At 52.6% G+C, this 18030-nt stretch carries 17 protein-coding genes; 5 read left to right on the top strand and 12 right to left on the bottom strand.

The features are described from left to right. Positions 1–23: 23 nt before the first annotated feature. Positions 24–1688, top strand: a complete 1665-nt coding sequence (locus DDT52_RS14860; RefSeq protein WP_136157046.1) for an ABC transporter ATP-binding protein/permease — start codon at positions 24–26, stop codon at positions 1686–1688. A gap of 29 nt (positions 1689–1717) precedes the next feature. Here the strand turns inward: DDT52_RS14860 and deoD are convergent, their stop codons facing one another. From deoD to DDT52_RS14830, 6 genes are all read right to left on the bottom strand, one after another. Then, positions 1718–2437, bottom strand: coding sequence for a purine-nucleoside phosphorylase (deoD, locus tag DDT52_RS14855; RefSeq protein WP_136157045.1), 720 nt, complete (start codon positions 2435–2437; stop codon positions 1718–1720). A gap of 43 nt (positions 2438–2480) precedes the next feature. Next, positions 2481–3704, bottom strand: coding sequence for a phosphopentomutase (gene deoB, locus DDT52_RS14850; protein ID WP_136157044.1), 1224 nt, complete (start codon positions 3702–3704; stop codon positions 2481–2483). A 76-nt stretch (positions 3705–3780) separates the two neighbouring features. Next, positions 3781–5109 carry a thymidine phosphorylase gene (gene deoA / locus DDT52_RS14845; protein WP_136157043.1) on the bottom strand — a complete coding sequence of 443 codons (1329 nt, stop codon included), beginning with the start codon at positions 5107–5109 and terminating at the stop codon, positions 3781–3783. A gap of 82 nt (positions 5110–5191) precedes the next feature. Beyond that, a complete protein-coding gene (deoC, locus tag DDT52_RS14840; protein ID WP_136157042.1) occupies positions 5192–5971 on the bottom strand; it encodes a deoxyribose-phosphate aldolase in 780 nt (259 codons plus the stop codon). Between the two features lie 401 nt (positions 5972–6372). Next, positions 6373–7368, bottom strand: a complete 996-nt coding sequence (dmeF, locus tag DDT52_RS14835) for a CDF family Co(II)/Ni(II) efflux transporter DmeF (protein ID WP_136157041.1) — start codon at positions 7366–7368, stop codon at positions 6373–6375. Between the two features lie 155 nt (positions 7369–7523). Beyond that, the gene (locus tag DDT52_RS14830) at positions 7524–7799 is read right to left on the bottom strand and encodes a metal/formaldehyde-sensitive transcriptional repressor (RefSeq protein ID WP_136157040.1); all 276 of its coding nucleotides are present in this window, start codon (positions 7797–7799) and stop codon (positions 7524–7526) included. Between the two features lie 228 nt (positions 7800–8027). Here DDT52_RS14830 and DDT52_RS14825 point away from each other — a divergent pair, with 228 nt between their 5' ends. Further along, a complete protein-coding gene (locus tag DDT52_RS14825) occupies positions 8028–8321 on the top strand; it encodes a GIY-YIG nuclease family protein (RefSeq protein ID WP_136157039.1) in 294 nt (97 codons plus the stop codon). A 135-nt stretch (positions 8322–8456) separates the two neighbouring features. Here DDT52_RS14825 and DDT52_RS14820 read toward each other — a convergent pair whose 3' ends face one another. Together DDT52_RS14820 and ubiT are read right to left on the bottom strand one after the other, a co-directional pair. Then, complete coding sequence (locus DDT52_RS14820; protein WP_136157038.1) at positions 8457–8963, bottom strand: GNAT family N-acetyltransferase; 507 nt, start codon at positions 8961–8963, stop codon at positions 8457–8459. Next, on the bottom strand, positions 8957–9481 hold the full coding sequence (gene ubiT, locus DDT52_RS14815; RefSeq protein ID WP_136157037.1) for a ubiquinone anaerobic biosynthesis accessory factor UbiT: 525 nt from the start codon (positions 9479–9481) through the stop codon (positions 8957–8959). Before ubiT ends, DDT52_RS14820 begins: the two co-directional genes overlap by 7 nt. Before the next feature lie 374 nt (positions 9482–9855). Here ubiT and ubiU point away from each other — a divergent pair, with 374 nt between their 5' ends. From ubiU to DDT52_RS14800, 3 genes are all read left to right on the top strand, one after another. Further along, positions 9856–10851 carry a ubiquinone anaerobic biosynthesis protein UbiU gene (gene ubiU / locus DDT52_RS14810; protein ID WP_109054652.1) on the top strand — a complete coding sequence of 332 codons (996 nt, stop codon included), beginning with the start codon at positions 9856–9858 and terminating at the stop codon, positions 10849–10851. An 11-nt stretch (positions 10852–10862) separates the two neighbouring features. Next, positions 10863–11741, top strand: a complete 879-nt coding sequence (locus DDT52_RS14805; RefSeq protein WP_136157036.1) for a U32 family peptidase — start codon at positions 10863–10865, stop codon at positions 11739–11741. Positions 11742–11898: 157 nt separating this feature from the next. After that, a complete protein-coding gene (locus DDT52_RS14800; protein WP_136157035.1) occupies positions 11899–12912 on the top strand; it encodes a luciferase-like monooxygenase in 1014 nt (337 codons plus the stop codon). Positions 12913–13010: 98 nt separating this feature from the next. On the opposite strand, the gene DDT52_RS14795 is transcribed toward DDT52_RS14800, so the two are convergent. The 4 genes from DDT52_RS14795 to nlpI all read right to left on the bottom strand — a co-directional run bounded on the left by DDT52_RS14795 (position 13011) and on the right by nlpI (position 17955). Then, entirely contained in the window at positions 13011–14717 is a 1707-nt protein-coding gene (locus tag DDT52_RS14795) for a phosphoethanolamine transferase CptA (RefSeq protein WP_247595549.1), read from the bottom strand. A gap of 304 nt (positions 14718–15021) precedes the next feature. Next, positions 15022–16893, bottom strand: coding sequence for a DEAD/DEAH family ATP-dependent RNA helicase (locus DDT52_RS14790; RefSeq protein ID WP_136157033.1), 1872 nt, complete (start codon positions 16891–16893; stop codon positions 15022–15024). Further along, positions 16886–16957: a protein YrbN gene (gene yrbN, locus DDT52_RS21510; RefSeq protein WP_377805042.1), complete on the bottom strand. Its 72-nt coding sequence runs from the start codon at positions 16955–16957 to the stop codon at positions 16886–16888. Before yrbN ends, DDT52_RS14790 begins: the two co-directional genes overlap by 8 nt. A 113-nt stretch (positions 16958–17070) precedes the next feature. Then, the gene (nlpI, locus tag DDT52_RS14780) at positions 17071–17955 is read right to left on the bottom strand and encodes a lipoprotein NlpI (protein ID WP_136157032.1); all 885 of its coding nucleotides are present in this window, start codon (positions 17953–17955) and stop codon (positions 17071–17073) included. Positions 17956–18030 lie beyond the last annotated feature (75 nt).

Raw genomic sequence — 18030 nt, 5'->3', positions numbered from 1 at the left:
CGGGCCACGGGTTTAATGATTCGATGCAAACGCTAAAACGCTTTTATCAGCTAATCGCCCCGTTCTGGTTTACCCGCCGCGCCGTCTTTTGCTGGCTGCTGCTGTTGAGCATTATCGCCCTGACGCTGTCGGTGGTGTGGGTCAGCGTGCTGTATAACAACTGGAGCAAGGACTTTTACGATGCGCTGGCCGACTATTTTCAGCACGCATCCATTCCCGCGCTGGCCGGACGCTACGCAGGCTATACCGCGCTGTTCGTACTGGTGATTGTTTGCGGCAACTGGCTGAAAAAGTTGCTGATTATCCGCTGCCGTCAGGACATGACCCAGCGTTTTGAACAGGCGTGGCTGGCCCACAGCGCCCACTACCGGCTCAGCCTGCGCGGCGAACCGGACAACCCCGATCAGCGTATTGCCGAAGATATCCGGCTCTTGATTGAACAAAGCCTGGAACTGCTGCTGTCATTGCTGAAAAACACCGCGCGCTTTTTTTCCTTTATCGTCATTCTGTGGCAACTGTCCGGCGTCCAGACGCTGAACGTTGGCGGTCACAGCCTCACCATTCATGGCTATCTGGTGTGGATCGCGCTGGGTTATGCCGCCGTCAACAGCGTTTTCGCCCACCTTCTGGGACATCGCCTGCACGGCCTGAACGTGGAAAAACAACGTGCGGAGGCCGATTACCGTACCACGCTGCTGCGGGTACGCGAGCATACCGAGCAAATCGCGATCTACCGGGGGGAAAACGCCGAACGAACACGGATGCAGTGGCGCTTTCAGGCAATCGTCAATAACTGGCATAGCCTGATGGGACGTGAATTCCGGCTGGAAGGCTTTATCACCAGCTATTTTCGTCTCAGCCTGATGATCCCGGTATTCGCCATTCTGCCGGTTTATCTGGCGCGGCAGGTAACGCTTGGCGCAGTGATGCAGGCCAGTACCGCGTTCGGTTACGTGCTGGATGCCTTCGGCTGGTTTATCGATGCTTACCGCCAGCTAGTCGCCTGGTCGGCCACCATTGAGCGGCTATGGGAATTCCAGAATAGACTGAAGAAACTGCCGCAGCCGAAAGCGCCATGTCGGGCTGGCGATACCTTGCATATTGAGGCGTTTACGGCTCATCACCCTGACGGTAATCCCTTGTTTACACCGTTAACCGCCAGTCTGAAGGCAGGGGAATGGGCCGTTCTGTCAGCGAAAAGCGGCAGCGGAAAAACCACGCTGCTGCGCGCCCTTGCCGGACTGTGGCCCGTCGTACAAGGACAATGGCGACTTCCGGCGGGAAAGACGCTGTTTCTGCCGCAAAAACCCTATCTGCCGCAGGATGTTCTGCGCCGTGTGCTCTGTTATCCGTTGACGGAAACACCGAATGACGACTTGCTGAGTCAGGTGTTGAAACAGGTCGGCCTGCCGTCGCTTAGCGCCAGACTGGCGGAATCGTCCAACTGGAGTCAGGAATTATCCGGCGGCGAACAGCAGCGCCTGTCGCTGGCGCGCGCGTTACTGCTGCGCCCTGCGCTGCTGTGTCTGGATGAGGCCACCAGCCAGTTGGATGACGCGGCCGCCATCCAACTGCTCACGCAGTTAAGACAATCGCTGCCGCAGACCATTGTGCTGGCGGTCAGTCACCAGCCGGCGATCTGCGCCCTGTTTGAACGCCCGTTAGCCATGACGCCCTGCCGCCGGTAGCTGACGACAGGAACGGTCTCGAACGCGATTTACTGGTTATCGCCCAGCAGAACAGACTCCAGCGCGATCTCGATCATCTCATTGAACGTGGTCTGACGCTCTTCCGAGGTGGTTTGCTCGCCAGAACGAATATGGTCGGATACGGTACAGATGGCTAATGCCCTGGCGCCGAATTCAGCCGCGACGCCGTAGATACCGGCCGCCTCCATTTCCACGCCAAGGATGCCGTATTTCTCCATGACATCAAACATTTGCGGGTCCGGCGTATAGAACAGATCGGCGGAAAAAATATTACCGACGCGAACGGACACGCCGCGCGCTTTGGCCGCATCCACCGCGTTACGCACCATGTCAAAGTCTGCGATTGCAGCATAGTCATGGTCTTTAAAGCGCATACGGTTTACTTTGGAATCCGTACACGCCCCCATACCGATCACCACGTCACGCAATTTTACATCGGTACGCACCGCGCCGCAGGAGCCCACGCGGATAATCTTTTTCACGCCGAACTCGGTGATCAGCTCTTTGGCGTAGATGGAGCAGGAAGGGATCCCCATTCCGTGGCCCATAACAGAAATCTTGCGGCCTTTATAAGTGCCGGTAAACCCCAGCATGCCGCGAACATTATTCACTTCACGGGCATTTTCCAGAAAGGTTTCGGCAATATACTTTGCGCGCAGCGGATCACCGGGCATCAGTACGACATCAGCAAAATCACCCATTTCCGCATTAATATGTGGCGTAGCCATGCTCTTCTTCCTTATCAATCAGCCTAAAACAATCGTGTTCGGGTTACAGAATCGGCTTACCATAATCCATCGCCGATAAACCAAAATACTTCGCCACCGTCTGACCGATATCCGCAAACGTCTCACGGTGTCCATACGAACCCGGTCTCACCTTCGGTCCGTAAATCAACACCGGCACATGCTCACGAGTATGATCGGTGCCGTGCCAGGTGGGATCGCAGCCGTGGTCGGCGGTCAGAATCAGAATATCATCCCCCGTCACGCGCGAGAGCATCTCCGGCAGACGGCGATCGAACAGCTCCAGCGCGGCGGCATAACCGGCGACATCCCGGCGGTGACCATACGCGGAGTCGAAATCAACAAAGTTGGTAAACACGATAGTGTTATCTCCCGCCTTGTCCATTTCTTTCAGCGTGGCGTCAAACAGCGCATCGATACCCGTCGCCTTCACTTTCTGGGTAATACCAACCTGCGCATAAATATCCGCGATTTTCCCCACCGACACCACTTCACCACCCTTCTCATCGACCAGTTTTTTCAACATGGTCGGCGCCGGCGGCTCAACAGCCAGATCGTGCCGGTTGCCGGTACGCTGGAAATGACCGGGTTTATCCCCGATAAACGGGCGCGCAATGACGCGACCGATGTTATAGCCGCCATCGGTGAGCGCTTCACGGGCGATTTCACACAGTTCGTACAGTTTTTCCAGACCGAACGTTTCTTCATGGCAGGCAATCTGGAACACGGAATCCGCCGAGGTATAGAAAATCGGCTTGCCGGTTTTCATATGCTCTTCACCCAGCTTATCCAGGATCACCGTGCCGGAAGAATGGCAGTTGCCCAGATAGCCCGGTAAGTTGGCGCGTTCTACCAGCAGATCCAGCAGCGCCTGAGGGAAGCTGTTTTCTTCATCTTTGAAATAACCCCAGTCGAACAGTACCGGCACACCGGCAATTTCCCAGTGACCTGAGGGCGTATCTTTCCCCGAGGAAATTTCGCTGGCGTGCGCATAAGCGCCGATAATGTCAGCCTGCTCATCCAACCCGGCCGGGAAGGTTCCCGTCGAGGCTTCCGCCGCTTTTCCCAGCCCCAGCCGACTCAGGTTAGGTAAATACAACGGCCCTTTACGGCCTTGATCGGCTTTGCCTGCCGCACAAGCCTGCGCAATATGGCCCAGCGTATCCGAACCTGCATCACCAAAACGTTCCGCATCAGCACTGCAACCAATACCAAATGAGTCGAGTACCATAATATATGCACGTTTCATTAATTCATCTCCTGCGCGATTAAGCGCCGCAAACCAAGCCATATCGGCGTTGGAAACATCAATTTTCAATACCAATTCAATTTTCAGCACTCAGTCGGCTATAGACTATCGGGGTGGTTTCGGGAGCAACATCGCCAAGCGTAATGGCAGCACGCACGGCTTCTGCCGCCGTTTGCCACTGTGCTTCCGTATTGGCGTGGACCACCGCCAGCGGACGCTGGCGATCAACGCGATCGCCCAGACAGGCCATCTCATCCAGCCCAACGCTGTAATCGATCGCATCACTGGCCTGACGGCGTCCTCCGCCCAATGCCACCACCGCCATGCCTAATGCCCGGGTATCCATCGCCGTGACGATACCGTCACGATCGGCAAAAACGGGTTTACTTAACGTCGCCACCGGCAAATAACGCGCATAGTGCTCGACAAAATCCACCGGGCCGCGCTGTGCGGCAACCATACGCCCAAAGACCTCTGCCGCTTTACCGTTATCCAGCACCGTCTGTAGACGGGAGTGGGCATCGGCTGCCGACCCGGCTAATCCGCCAGCCAGCAGCATCTCTTCGCACAACGCCATCGTGACTTCATATAAGCGCGGGTTACGGTGCTCACCGGTCAGGAAGCGTACCGCTTCCCGGACTTCCAATGCATTACCCGCGCTGGACGCCAGAACCTGATTCATATCGGTCAGCAGCGCGCTGGTACGGCAGCCCGCCTGGTTGGCGACGCCGACGATAGCCTGAGCCAGTTGTTCGGACAGCGCGTAGGTCGGCATGAACGCCCCGGACCCCACTTTGACATCCATGACCAGCGCATCCAACCCCTCCGCCAGCTTTTTCGCCAGAATAGAGGCGGTAATCAGCGGGATGGAATCCACCGTGGCAGTAATATCGCGCGTGGCATAAAAACGTTTATCGGCGGGAGCCAATGAACTGGTCTGCCCGATGATCGCCACGCCAACCTGCTGGATAATTTGACGAAACGCGCTGTCATTCGGGAAGATATCCAGACCCGGTATCGATTCCAGCTTGTCGAGCGTACCGCCGGTATGTCCGAGTCCACGCCCTGAAATCATCGGGACATAACCGCCACAGGCGGCGACCATCGGCCCGAGCATCAACGAGGTGACATCTCCTACGCCACCGGTCGAATGTTTATCCACCAGCGGACCATTCAGGTTAAGCCCCTTCCAGTCGAGTACCGTTCCTGAATCGCGCATCGCCAGCGTCAACGCGACACGCTCTTCCATCGACATATCATGGAAATAGATGGTCATGGCCAGCGCGGCGATTTGCCCTTCAGACACCGTGTTATCACGGATACCGTTAATGAAAAAGCGAATTTCTTCGGCACTCAGTGGGCTGCCGTCACGCTTCTTGCGAATGATTTCCTGAATCAGAAACAAGGCTTGCACTCCTGATTAGCGAATAAAAAGCGGGGTCATGTCATGAGATTCGTCATGCGGTCACTTTTCCGCCGTCGCGTTCTCAATAGCTACTCTGCTGCCCTTTCGTCTGATGGCCTAACACCGTCAGCAGGTTGGCTAACAAACTGGATGCCCCGAAGCGGAAATGCTGCGCATTGGCCCAGCCCGGCCCCATGATGTCATCAGCCAATTGCAGATAAATGGCGGCCTCTTCGGCATTACGCACACCGCCTGCCGCCTTGAACCCAACCTGTTCGCCCACGCCTTTATCACGAATCACTTTCAGCATGATTTCCGCACTTTGCGGCGTGGCATTAACCGCGACTTTACCGGTGGAGGTTTTAATGAAATCCGCGCCCGCATCGATAGCGATCTCGCTGGCCTGACGGATCAACGACGCCTGTTTCAGCTCACCGGTTTCAATGATGACCTTCAGCAGAACACCGGCCGCCTGACATTCTGCTTTACAGGCTTTGACCAGCGCAAAACCAGACTGCGTGTCGCCCGCCATCAACGCACGATAAGGGAACACAACATCGACTTCATCCGCGCCGTAGGCAATCGCCGCTTTGGTTTCCGCCACGGCAATGTCGATATCATCATTACCATGCGGAAAGTTGGTCACGGTAGCAATACGGATATCTGGCGTTCCCTGCTCACGCAGAATCTTGCGCGCCAGTGGAATGAAACGCGGATAGATGCAGATAGCGGCTGTCTTCCCTGCCGGGCTGTCAGCCTGATGACACAGGGCGATCACCTTGTCATCCGTATCGTCATCATTAAGGGTGGTTAAATCCATCAACCCCAGCGCACGCTGCGCTGCGGCAGTTAATGTGGTCATACAATACTCCAACTCGTCAGCCGATTTACCGGCGGGAAACATCAACCGATATATTTCAATACCAGTACGTTTGGCGAGCGGACTTGGTTCCTTGAAGATAGCGCCAGGGGGGAATCACCCGTAGCGGCCACCGAAATCCTTCTCACCGCGATAGCCTTCCTCTACACACTGATGGCGATTTAAATACCAAGAACATCCTGGGTATTTGACCATGCCACATCAGGTCATTTTGTGCCTTTATTCACACTTAATGTAAAAATGATGCAATGGCTTGGGATTATATGTGATTTCAGTCACAAATAATTCAATGATCCACCCTTATTGCCTGCATTAATCATAGCGTTTTCTCCCGGCCAACGCCGGGAGCTGGATGTAAAACAGATGAATGGAGATGAGAAAAATCAGTGGCGAAGGAGGATGTTACCTTTAGCGACGATATTGATTTCAACCGTAATGTGAACAAGTTCCTCATGTATGGCTAATTGCCGCTTATAGTAATCGGGCGGAACAACCCGATCGGTCGCCAGACTCAATATACAGGCATATTTTTCCGTACCGACGCGCCAGACGTGTAAATCAATCAGCTTAGCCGGAATGGGGCTGGCATCAATCACCGCTTTGATTTCATCCACAACGGGAGAATCCATTTCCGCATCCAGCAGCACGCGACTGGTTTGTCGAATCAGACCGTAAGCCCAGACGGCCACCAATATGGCGCCGACTATTCCCATCACCGGGTCCAGCCAGGCGGCTCCCCAAAACTTGCCGCTGATCAGCGCGATAATCGCCAGTACGGATGTCGCGGCATCGGCCACGACATGGATATAGGCCGAGCGCAGATTCAAATCCTGATGCCCTGCGTGCGCTGGCGAGGAATGGGCGGCAGCAGGATGAACATGCGGATGATGATGACCGTGGGTGTGATGGGGCCCGTGAGAATGCTCACCGCGCAGCAGCCAGGCGCAGATCAGGTTGACCAACAATCCCACCACGCCAATCGCTATCGCCTGATCGTATTGGATCGTCGTCGGCTGGAGCAACCGGACCACGGATTCATACAGCATCACCATCGCCACTATCACCAGCAAAATGGCGCTGGTAAATCCGCCCAGAATTTCGATCTTCCATGTGCCGAAGGTAAAACGCATATCGGAGGCCAGCCGTCTGGCTGCCGCATAGGCCACGGCGGAAAGCCCCAGCGCCAACGCATGCGAACTCATATGCCAGCCGTCCGCCAGCAGCGCCATGGAGTTGAAATACCAACCTCCCACGATTTCAATCACCATCATGGCGGCGGTAAGCAGGGTGGCATACCGGGTATTCCTTTCCGCCAGCGGGTTGCCCTCATCAAAAACATGATGGTGAGGTTGCGCACCGTTTATCTGTATCAGCGACATCAGTTGTTCACCTTTGAATTATACTACCCCCCAGTATATTACATTTAAGGAAATCATAAAGGCGATCCCGCACGATATTGCAGGCGCATCCATTTTCATTCACTTCCCAGCTCACCGTACCGCCAATCAACGCGATCTGACTGAAATGCGAGTGATTACTTCAGATAAGAGCGAATAACGGAAACAATCTCTTCCAGATCGTCACTGCGTTCCTGTGATGAATGGCTTTCATCCATCAGGTGTTCCCGGATGTGCCCTTCCAGCACTTCGGTCATCAGCCCATTGACCGCACCACGGACGGCGGCAATCTGTTGCAGGATATTCAGGCAGGCCGTTTCCTTTTCCAGAGCTTTTTCAACTGCCTCCATCTGACCTTTGATTCGTCTGACGCGCGCCAGCAGCTTCTTTTTGCTTTTAATGGTATGTGACATACCGACTCCAATTTATGTCATGAATACTGGGGGAGAGTATAAAGAGTGGCACAAGTATACCGTAGCGCCTTCTGCAAACGTCAGTTCGGGTTTAGGGTAAACGGGGAAAGATGATTTAAAAACAGGCAGGCACTTCAATACGCAGGCAAAGGCTCGTAAAATAGAACCAACATTATTACAGGCTCCCGGTTACCTTCATTGTGACATCACGGACTACGCGCGCCAACCATGCATGAAAATCTCACCGAACCCTGCTGGTATCTGTATATCCTGAGAACAGCAACGGGTCTGCTCTACACAGGCATTACCACCGATGTGGCGCGACGTTTGGCTCAACACCAGTCTGGGAAAGGGGCAAAGGCGTTGCGGGGAAAAGGCGAACTGACGCTGGTATTTCACTGTCTGGCCGGGAATCGCTCGAGCGCCTCAAAACTGGAATATCAGGTAAAACAGTTGAGCAAAAGCCAAAAAGAAAGGCTGGTACAAGACCAGCCTCAGACCCTCGACAAAGTCAGATTTTAGGGGAAACACGGGGATGAGGTTCCCGCAGGGACACCTCGCCCCGTGGTCGCCCCGTGTATCTCAGGCTCACAGGCGACTTTGTCAGCAATCTCAGGTGGTACAAAACCAGCCCTTGTCATTATCCGAACGTTTCCACTAGAGAAAACGATTAAAAGGCCCGGCATACTCCACCAGCCCACTCGCCCCTTCAAAATGATTATCCGCCAGCGGGTAAACCTGGAAAGCGCTTTCGCTGTCCGGCCATTGGCAATGAAGCTGCTGCTCAATCGCCGGCACAAAGCCAAAGCGCGAGTAGTAGGCCGGCTCACCCAGCACCACCACCGCGGTATAGCCAAACTCGTTAAGGGCATCCAACCCTTCGTATACCAGTTGTTCGCCCAATCCCTGCCGGCGCAGCGTTTCTTCCACTGCCAGCGGAGCAAGCCCCACCCACTGCCGATCTTCTCCTTCAATCAGAACCGGGCTGAATGCGGCGTACCCTACCACGCAGCCTTCATCATCCGTTGCGACAATGCCCAACGTCAGCAGTCCATCCTCACGCAGTTGATGAACCAGATCGGCCTCCGCGCTCGTTGGGAAAGCGCGACGCAGCAAGCTATCGATGCCAGCAGCATCAACAGGTATTTCAACACGGACTAGCATGAGACGGGTGCGCGATCGGTAGACTGCATCGCGCCCTCCTGTAATCCAGCCTCAACAAAGTCAGCCAGTTGAATCAAACCGATACGCAACGCTGCCGGCATGCTTTCCAGTTCGATCGCATCCATCAGATTTTTCACGTACAGCCCGAGCTCGGTATCCCCTTCGATGCGCAGGCGACGCTGAAAGAACAGCGTATCGGGATCTTCCTTACGCGCCGCAATCAGAATGAGATCGTTGGCATCCGCGCTGAAGCTGACGTCCGGCGTTTCCTGACGGCTGACCACCAGACGGTTATCACGCAACGTCATAAACCACCGCAGGCCAACATCGCGAACTTCAATTTTTAACCAGCGCCCTTCCAGAAACGCCAGATCGCCGTCGTCCAGCGCCTGACGAAACTGCCAGCGCAACACCTGCTCCAGAACCTGACGCTGTAAAGCAAAAGGAGTGAACTTCAGAGGCTTACCTAACAAGCCTGGCCCTTGACGCACAATCTGCGCCCGTAGTTTTTCCAACACTGGCGTACTCCTCTTAAACTTCAGACAATCTGGCAGTATTCTGCCACATCAGATAAAACCGGCAGAGGTCTATGTCAATAATTTAGTCAGTTATCCACATATCCCCCATCGATTTCAAGTTGTCCCCCGTCATTAACGTGATTAACTGGTCTAAATCAAAGTCCTCAAACATCGGGTTAATTAAGATTCCCTATCGTTAAAAACATTCATTGACTGATAAAAAATCGCCGGGAGCGATTTTCAACGTCGCTTGCGACGGTCCGCAAGGGTGACGGGCAGAGTGCCCGTCATAAAAAATCTCATCAGTCTGCAAACATCATTGATCGTATCGGATCGTTTTCCTCTCCGGCACTGTGATTAATGAAGGAAATGGTATGGAACTGCTTTGCCCCGCCGGTAATCTTCCGGCATTGAAAGCCGCCATTGATAATGGCGCCGATGCGGTCTACATCGGACTAAAGGATGACACCAACGCGCGTCATTTCGCCGGGCTTAACTTTACCGACAAAAAGCTACAGGAAGCGCGTGACTATGTGCAGCGCCACCGCCGTAAACTTCATATTGCCATCAATACATTCGCTCATCCTGATGGTTACCAACGCTGGCAGCGTGCGGTGGATATGGCGGCGCAAATCGGCGCTGACGTACTGATCCTTGCCGATCTTGCCATGCTTGAGTACGCCGCTGAACGCTATCCCGATATTGAACGGCATGTTTCCGTGCAGGCTTCCGCCACCAATACGGAAGCGATTCATTTTTACCAGCGCCATTTCGATGTTTCCCGCGTGGTGCTGCCGCGCGTACTTTCGATCCATCAGGTGAAACAGCTGGCGCGCACCACGCCCGTGCCGCTGGAAGTCTTTGCATTCGGTAGCCTGTGTATCATGGCCGAAGGCCGATGCTATCTCTCCTCTTACCTGACGGGCGAATCTCCCAATACGGTTGGAGCCTGCTCTCCGGCACGTTTTGTCCGCTGGCAGGATACCCCGCAGGGGATGGAATCGCGGTTAAACAATGTGTTGATCGATCGCTATCAGGAACATGAAAACGCCGGTTATCCCACCTTATGCAAAGGTCGTTATCTGGTCGATGGTCAGCGCTATCACGCTCTGGAAGAGCCCACCAGCCTGAATACGCTGGCGCTATTGCCCGAGTTGCTGGCCGCTAATATTGCTTCGGTGAAAATAGAAGGACGGCAGCGCAGCCCAGCCTACGTCAGCCAGATCACCCGGGTCTGGCGACAGGCGATTGATCGCTGCCTGTCCAATCCTGAAACATTCAGCCCAACGCAGGAATGGATGGATACGCTGGGTGCGGTGGCTGAAGGCACGCAAACCACGCTAGGCGCCTACCACCGGAAATGGCAGTAGCAGGAGAAAATATGAAATACGCGTTAGGTGCCATCCTCTACTATTGGCCGAAACAAGATGTAGAAACGTTTTATCAGGCAGCCATGAATAGCAGCGCCGATATTATTTATCTCGGTGAAACGGTATGTAGCAAACGTCGCCTGATGAAGGTCAATGACTGGCTTGCGCTCGCCAGACAGCTTGCAGACAGCGGTAAACAGGTGGTGATTTCTACGCTGGCACTGCTTCAGGCGCCTTCCGAGCTGAATGAGCTGAAACGCTATGTAGAAAACGGCGAATTTCTGCTGGAAGCGAACGATCTCGGCGCCGTCAACATGGCCGCCGTCCGCCGCTTGCCTTTCGTCGCCGGGCACGCGCTGAATTGCTACAACGCCTATACGCTGCGTTTACTGCATAAACAGGGCATGGTGCGCTGGTGTATGCCAGTAGAACTCTCACGCGACTGGTTGTACAACCTGCTGAATCAATGTGACGAACTCGGATTCCGTCATCAGTTTGAAGTTGAAGTGTTGAGCTACGGACATCTGCCACTGGCTTACTCGGCCCGCTGTTTTACGGCGCGTTCAGAAAACCGGGCCAAAGACGAATGTGAAACCTGCTGCCTCAATTATCCACAGGGACGTAAAGTTCTGTCGCAGGAAAATCAGCAGGTTTTTGTACTCAATGGAATACAAACGCAAAGCGGTTATTGTTATAACCTGGGTAATGAGCTGGCGTCCATGCAGGGCCTGGTGGACATTGTCCGGCTCTCCCCAGACAGCATTGATACCCTGAACATGCTGGATAAATTCCGCGCCAATGAGCAGGGTGAATCGCCTCTGGTTCTGGCAAATCAGTCAGATTGCAACGGTTACTGGAAGCGTGTCGCAGGATTGGAGCTGGTCCAATAGTTTCTTCGCCATGGGCAGAGACATTGCGCTGCCCATTTATTTTTCTATTCTTCTCAAAAATTGTGTAATCGCCCGGAATGGCATAATACTGGTAGGTACTCTCATCATTGGCTGGCATGATATTTTTGCAAGTCTCATCAACAAAGTGAGCTACGTTATGTCCCTATCCCGTCGTCCGGTTACGTTTTCCGTCCTTGATCTTGCCCCTATTCCGCAAGGAGCCAGCCCGCGCCACGCTTTTCATCACTCGCTGGATTTGGCACAACATGCTGAAAACTGGGGTTATCATCGCTATTGGCTGGCGGAACACCACAACATGACCGGTATCGCCAGTGCCGCGACCTCGGTGTTGATTGGCTATCTGGCCGCCGGTACACAGAATATTCGCATCGGCTCAGGCGGCGTGATGCTGCCTAACCATGCGCCGCTGGTGATTGCGGAACAGTTCGGGACGCTGGAGTCGCTCTATCCGGGTCGGATCGATCTTGGATTAGGTCGTGCGCCGGGCACCGATCAACGGACCATGATGGCATTACGACGTCATCTGAATGCCGATATTGATGATTTCCCGCGAGATGTGCAGGAACTGCAACGCTACTTTGCGGATGTTCAACCCGGCCAGGCCGTTCAGGCGGTCCCCGGTCAGGGGCTACAGATTCCTATCTGGCTATTAGGTTCAAGCTTATACAGCGCTCAGTTGGCTGCCGCACTGGGACTTCCCTTTGCGTTTGCTGCCCATTTTGCCCCGGATCTGTTACTACAGGCGTTAAACGTTTATCGCGAGTCGTTCAAACCGTCTGCGACACACCCTAAACCTTACGCCATGGTGTGCGTCAACGTGGTTGCCGCCGATAGCGATCGTGATGCCCGCTTCCTCTTTACCTCAATGCAACAGCAGTTTGTCAATCTGCGTCGCGGTACGCCGGGGCCACTTCCCGCACCGGTAGAGGATATGGACGCCATCTGGTCACCCGCAGAACAATTGGGTGTTGAACAAACGTTACGCCTGTCTATCGTGGGCGATCGAGCAAAGGTCAGACATGGTTTACAGAGTTTACTGCGGGAAACACGGGTGGATGAAGTGATGATCAACGGCCAGATTTTTGATCATCAGGCGCGTTTGCACTCGTTTGAGATTGCCATAAGCGTACGGCAGGATTTGCTGGATTAACGATTATAAAGAAAGGGATGCTTCCCGCATCCCTTTCCGGCACGACTGACTCGCCCTAAATAGCGTTGACACATTTTTCCTCAACAGGATTAGTCAGACTATTTGGTTCCCACGATTGTTGCAGGCAGGCTATCAAACGTTCTCAGCCCTTTTTTATCGTAGGGGTTGCCAATCCAGCGTTCTGTTTCTTTAAAATCCGGGTTTACCAGACTTTTTGACGGCTCGTAAAAATCGTAACTCAACCCAGCCAAATCCGACCAGGTATGAATCAGGTGCGCATTGCTGTATTTGCGCTCCAAATAAGGTGCATAGTCGGACGAGTGGTTTTTCTGCCACTCAGGCGACATCCAGACCATAAAAGGAATCGTGTACATTGCGCGCGTTGGCGCCGCCTCATTACGTCCCAGCACATCATGCGGCGACGTTTCATAAACGTCTTCACCATGATCGGAGAAATAAAGCAGGAAACCATTCGGTTTGTTTTTAGCAAAGATATTAATCAGGCTATCTACGATATAATCGTTATATAATTCTGCATTATCATAATGGTTATAAACTTCAACTTCCTGATCGCTTAATTCTGCTGGCAAACCGACACGCCCATTAAATTTATCAAACGTCTCTGGATAGCGATATTTATAGTTCATATGCGTGCCTAATAAATGCACGATAATGAATTTTTTCGGCGCAGGGTCAGCCATCACTTCCTCAAACGGCGGTAAAACGACATCATCGTATTGCCTGACACTTTGCGTTCTCTGGTTATTCAGATAGAACTGTTTATCCGTCTGTTTTGAAAAAACCGTCAGCATCGTATTACGTTTAGTCATCGTCTGCTGATTGGTAATCCAGAATGTTTTATAACCTGCCTGCTTCATCAGATTCATCAATGAAGGCTTGGTCAGATACAGATCCGGATTTTGCTCATCGGCAAATGTCAGCGACTGTTGCAGAATCTCAATCGTATAAGGACGTGATGTCACGACATCTTTGAAAACCACCAGATTCGGATCGGATTTGCTTAACGCATCCAAACGTGGCGTGGTCTGACGCCAGTAACCATACAGACTCATCCGGCTGCTGGTCGTTGATTCACCAATAACCAGCACCAGAGTGCGGGGTATATCTCCATTCGCATCTTTTAGATTGGCCAATGGCGGCAACGCAGCATTTTGCTGCAACATAGATTCCATACTGTCTAACTGCTGGTGATATTCAAGATAGCTGCTCAGAAACTGCCATGGTGATGTCGTCGCCATGCGGCCGGCCAGATAACCAGCGGTGTCTTCCGATGACAGCTTACCGACAATCATCTTTTTATAGATCGGGGCACCAAAGAGAACAGCCAGGATTATCAGCGATACCACCGCTTTATGCATCGTCGGCAAGTAGACAGGCCGCAATTTCTTCCATAGCAAAATTGCCACTAGCGTGTAGGCAATCAATATCCCCACAATTTTCAAACTAAAATACTGGCTTAAATATTCACTTGCTTCTGTTGTGTTCGATTCAAACATGACAAACAGAACGCTTTGCGAGAATTCCTGTTTATAAATGGAATAGTAACCCAGCGCCATTGCTGATGAAGCCCACAGCACTATCCCAATTACCCCGGTAATTGCCCTGGTTTTACCAGGGAACAACAAAGCGGGAATAAGCCAAAATAAGCTGTAAAGTAAAGCGTCTCGTAATCCATTTGCACCGCTATGGCCGGACAGTAAAATTAATAGCTGTAATGTGCAGGAGAAATACCAGAAAAATAATAACAACCAACCCAGCCGCCGCCAGCTGAATTTTTTTTCCATAAAAAAATCGTGCATTTACTTGAATCCAAAGTAAGTTATTTTAGTTAAATATTTTCAAAGAAGGCTGTGTGCAAATCTTTCGAATAATGTCTGGTTTTTAATACATCAACCATGCAAAAACCATATTTTCCCCTGATGATTAACGATCATTAAAAAACAAAATCATTAAGAGAAACTTAATTGGGGAAACCTGATGATTATCTTTCGCCCAAAAAAATGACCCTCGAAAGGGCCATTTTTATATCAGAAAACATCAGGCAACGGAATATCTGCAAAGATATTTTATTTTCCTGATGTCACTGTATTAAGCATCCGCAGGACGACGGCGCGGAGCACGCGGTGCGGCATCACGGTTAAACGTACGTTCACGACGTTCGCCGCCATTGCCTTCACGGCGTTCGCCGCTGAAAGCACGACGAGGAGCACCGTCACGACCAGCAGGACGACTACCACGGCGCTCACCGCCTTCACGACGTTCGTGCGGCAGAGCATCACCCAGCAACTGCATATTCATCGGCTTGTTCAGAATACGGGTACGGGTAAAGTGTGATAACAGATCGCCCGGCATACCTTTTGGCAATTCGATCGTGGAGTGAGAAGCAAACAGTTTGATGTTGCCAATATAGCGGCTGCTGATATCACCTTCATTGGCAATCGCCCCTACAATATGGCGAACCTCAACCCCATCATCGCGGCCCACTTCAATACGATACAACTCCATATCGCCAGCATCACGGCGCTCACGACGTGGCGGCCGTTCGCCGTCACGGCTGTCGCGAGGATCACGACGACGATCGCCACGACCAGCATCATCACGATCGCGGAATTCACGACGCGGACGACGATCAAACACCGGATCCGGCGGCAGGATCAGAGGACGTTCGCCCTGCGCCATCTTCAGCAATGCGGCAGCCAGCGTTTCAATGTCCAGCTCTTCCTGCGGTTGCAGTTTAGTCAGCAGCGCACGATACATATCCAGATCGCTGCTTTCCAGCTGTTGCTGTACTTTGGCAGCAAACCTGGCCAGACGACGTTGCCCCAGCAGTTCCGCATTTGGTAATTCCACTTCTGGAATAGTCAGTTTCATGGTGCGTTCAATGTTGCGCAGCAGGCGACGTTCGCGGTTTTCCACAAACAGCAATGCGCGACCGGCACGACCGGCACGGCCAGTACGGCCAATTCGGTGAACGTAGGATTCAGAATCCATCGGGATATCGTAGTTTACCACCAGACTGATACGCTCAACGTCCAGGCCACGAGCGGCAACGTCGGTGGCGATCAGAATATCCAGACGACCGTCTTTCAGACGTTCCAGCGTTTGTTCACGCAGTGCCTGGTTCATGTCGCCGTTCAACGCCGCGCTATTATAGCCGCTACGCTCCAGCGCTTCTGCCACTTCCAGCGTCGCGTTTTTGGTACGAACGAAAATAATCGCCGCATCAAAATCTTCCGCTTCCAGGAAGCGAACCAGCGCTTCATTCTTACGCAGGCCATGAACCGTCCAGTAGCTCTGACTGATATCAGGGCGAGTGGTAATGCTGGACTGAATACGCACTTCCTGCGGATCTTTCATGAAACGGCGCGTAATGCGGCGAATCGCTTCCGGCATGGTGGCGGAGAACAACGCAGTCTGATGTTCAGCCGGGATCTGGGCCATGATGTTTTCCACATCTTCAATAAAGCCCATACGCAGCATTTCATCGGCTTCATCCAGAACCAGACCGCTCAGGTTGGACAGATCCAGCGTACCGCGTTTCAGGTGATCCAGCAGACGCCCCGGCGTACCGACGACGATCTGCGCGCCGCCGCGTAAAGCACGCAGCTGTACGTCATAACGTTGACCGCCATACAGGGCAACCACGTTCACGCCATGCATATGCTTGGCAAAATCACTACAGGCTTCAGCAACCTGCACCGCCAGTTCGCGGGTCGGAGCCAACACCAACATCTGCGGTGCTTTTAGCTCAGGTTTTAAATTATTTAATAATGGCAGAGCAAAAGCCGCAGTCTTACCACTGCCGGTCTGCGCCATACCCAGCACATCGCGACCGCTCAGCAGATGAGGAATACATTCCGCCTGAATCGGCGATGGTTTTTCATAGCCCAGATCGGTCAGGGCATTAATAATCGGAGCAGACAGCCCCAAATCAGCAAAAGAAGTAAATAAATCAGTCATGTACACGTGCCTCATTATATATGGCGGCCAGTCTACATAACTCGTCGAGAAAATTTTCAGTCATTTTCATTGAAAAGTGTGAACCGGCTCAAATTGGATTAAAAAGCGAACAAAAAAGCCCTCACCCGTCAAGGTGATAACCGTAGTCTTTTAAGGCTGATTATGGTTGTTCGTCAGCTATTGCTGGTCCGATCCTGATAGGTCGTCTTGCTCTTGGCCTAATAGCGCCAATTCCAACAATGCATAGCGGTGCTCAACAAAGTTATGAACGTTGTTAGCAACCGTCAGCTTGAACAGCGCCAAAGCGGTGTTCTTGTCCCCCAGACTTAGGTAGTGCTTACCTAAATAGAAGTCAGTTTCACTGAGATGCTCAGCGAGCGAAGTGTTATCCGTAGCTTCTTCCTGCAGAAGCTGCATCAGTGCTTTTTCACTGATACTGCCCAGGTAGAATTCGACAATTTTCCATCCCCACGGCCCTTTCTGTGCTCCGTCATAGCGTGTCTTTAACGCTACCTTGGCCATCTCCGGATTGATTTCTCGCTCCACGAGGTATAGCCACAACGAACGGAAAGGATCATTAGGATCGTCTCGATAAAACGCCAGCAGATCATCCTGCGCTAACAGGTAACGACCGCCATAATACAAAGCGATGCCCCGGTTTAAACGCGCGTAATTGTAAGTTGGATCAAGCTCTAGTACAGAATCAAACGCTTCATAGGCAGCATCAAAATTGCCTGCCTGCGTTAAGTAAATCCCCAGATAGTTAAAAACCTCTGGTATATCAGGGCGGATCGTCAGCGCTTGTGAAAAATCATTTCGCGCCAATGCCCGCAACCCCAAGCTATCATACAGCACTCCGCGCTCATATAATAGCTGTGCTCGCTCATCATCGGTTAATGCCCGGCTCGCAAAGATCTGTTCCATGCGCGCCAGAATCACTTCCTGCTGCAAAGTAGGCTGTAACGGAATCGCCAATACTGCGTCTTTGCGCCAATCCGTGTTGCTGCATCCTGCCAGCATAAGTGCTGTTGCAACATAACACCAGCGCAAGAAAGACTTCATTTCCCACTCCCGAAGACGAACATTGGATGAACATCCTGTCCCGGTCTGCTCAACACAAGGACATCCTTATCCTTA

The sequence above is a fragment of the Brenneria roseae subsp. roseae genome, assembly GCF_003115845.1.
Taxonomy (GTDB): Bacteria; Pseudomonadota; Gammaproteobacteria; order Enterobacterales; family Enterobacteriaceae; genus Brenneria; species Brenneria roseae.
Note: the sequence above shows the minus strand (reverse complement) of the source record. Positions and strands in the feature narration are given on the sequence as shown.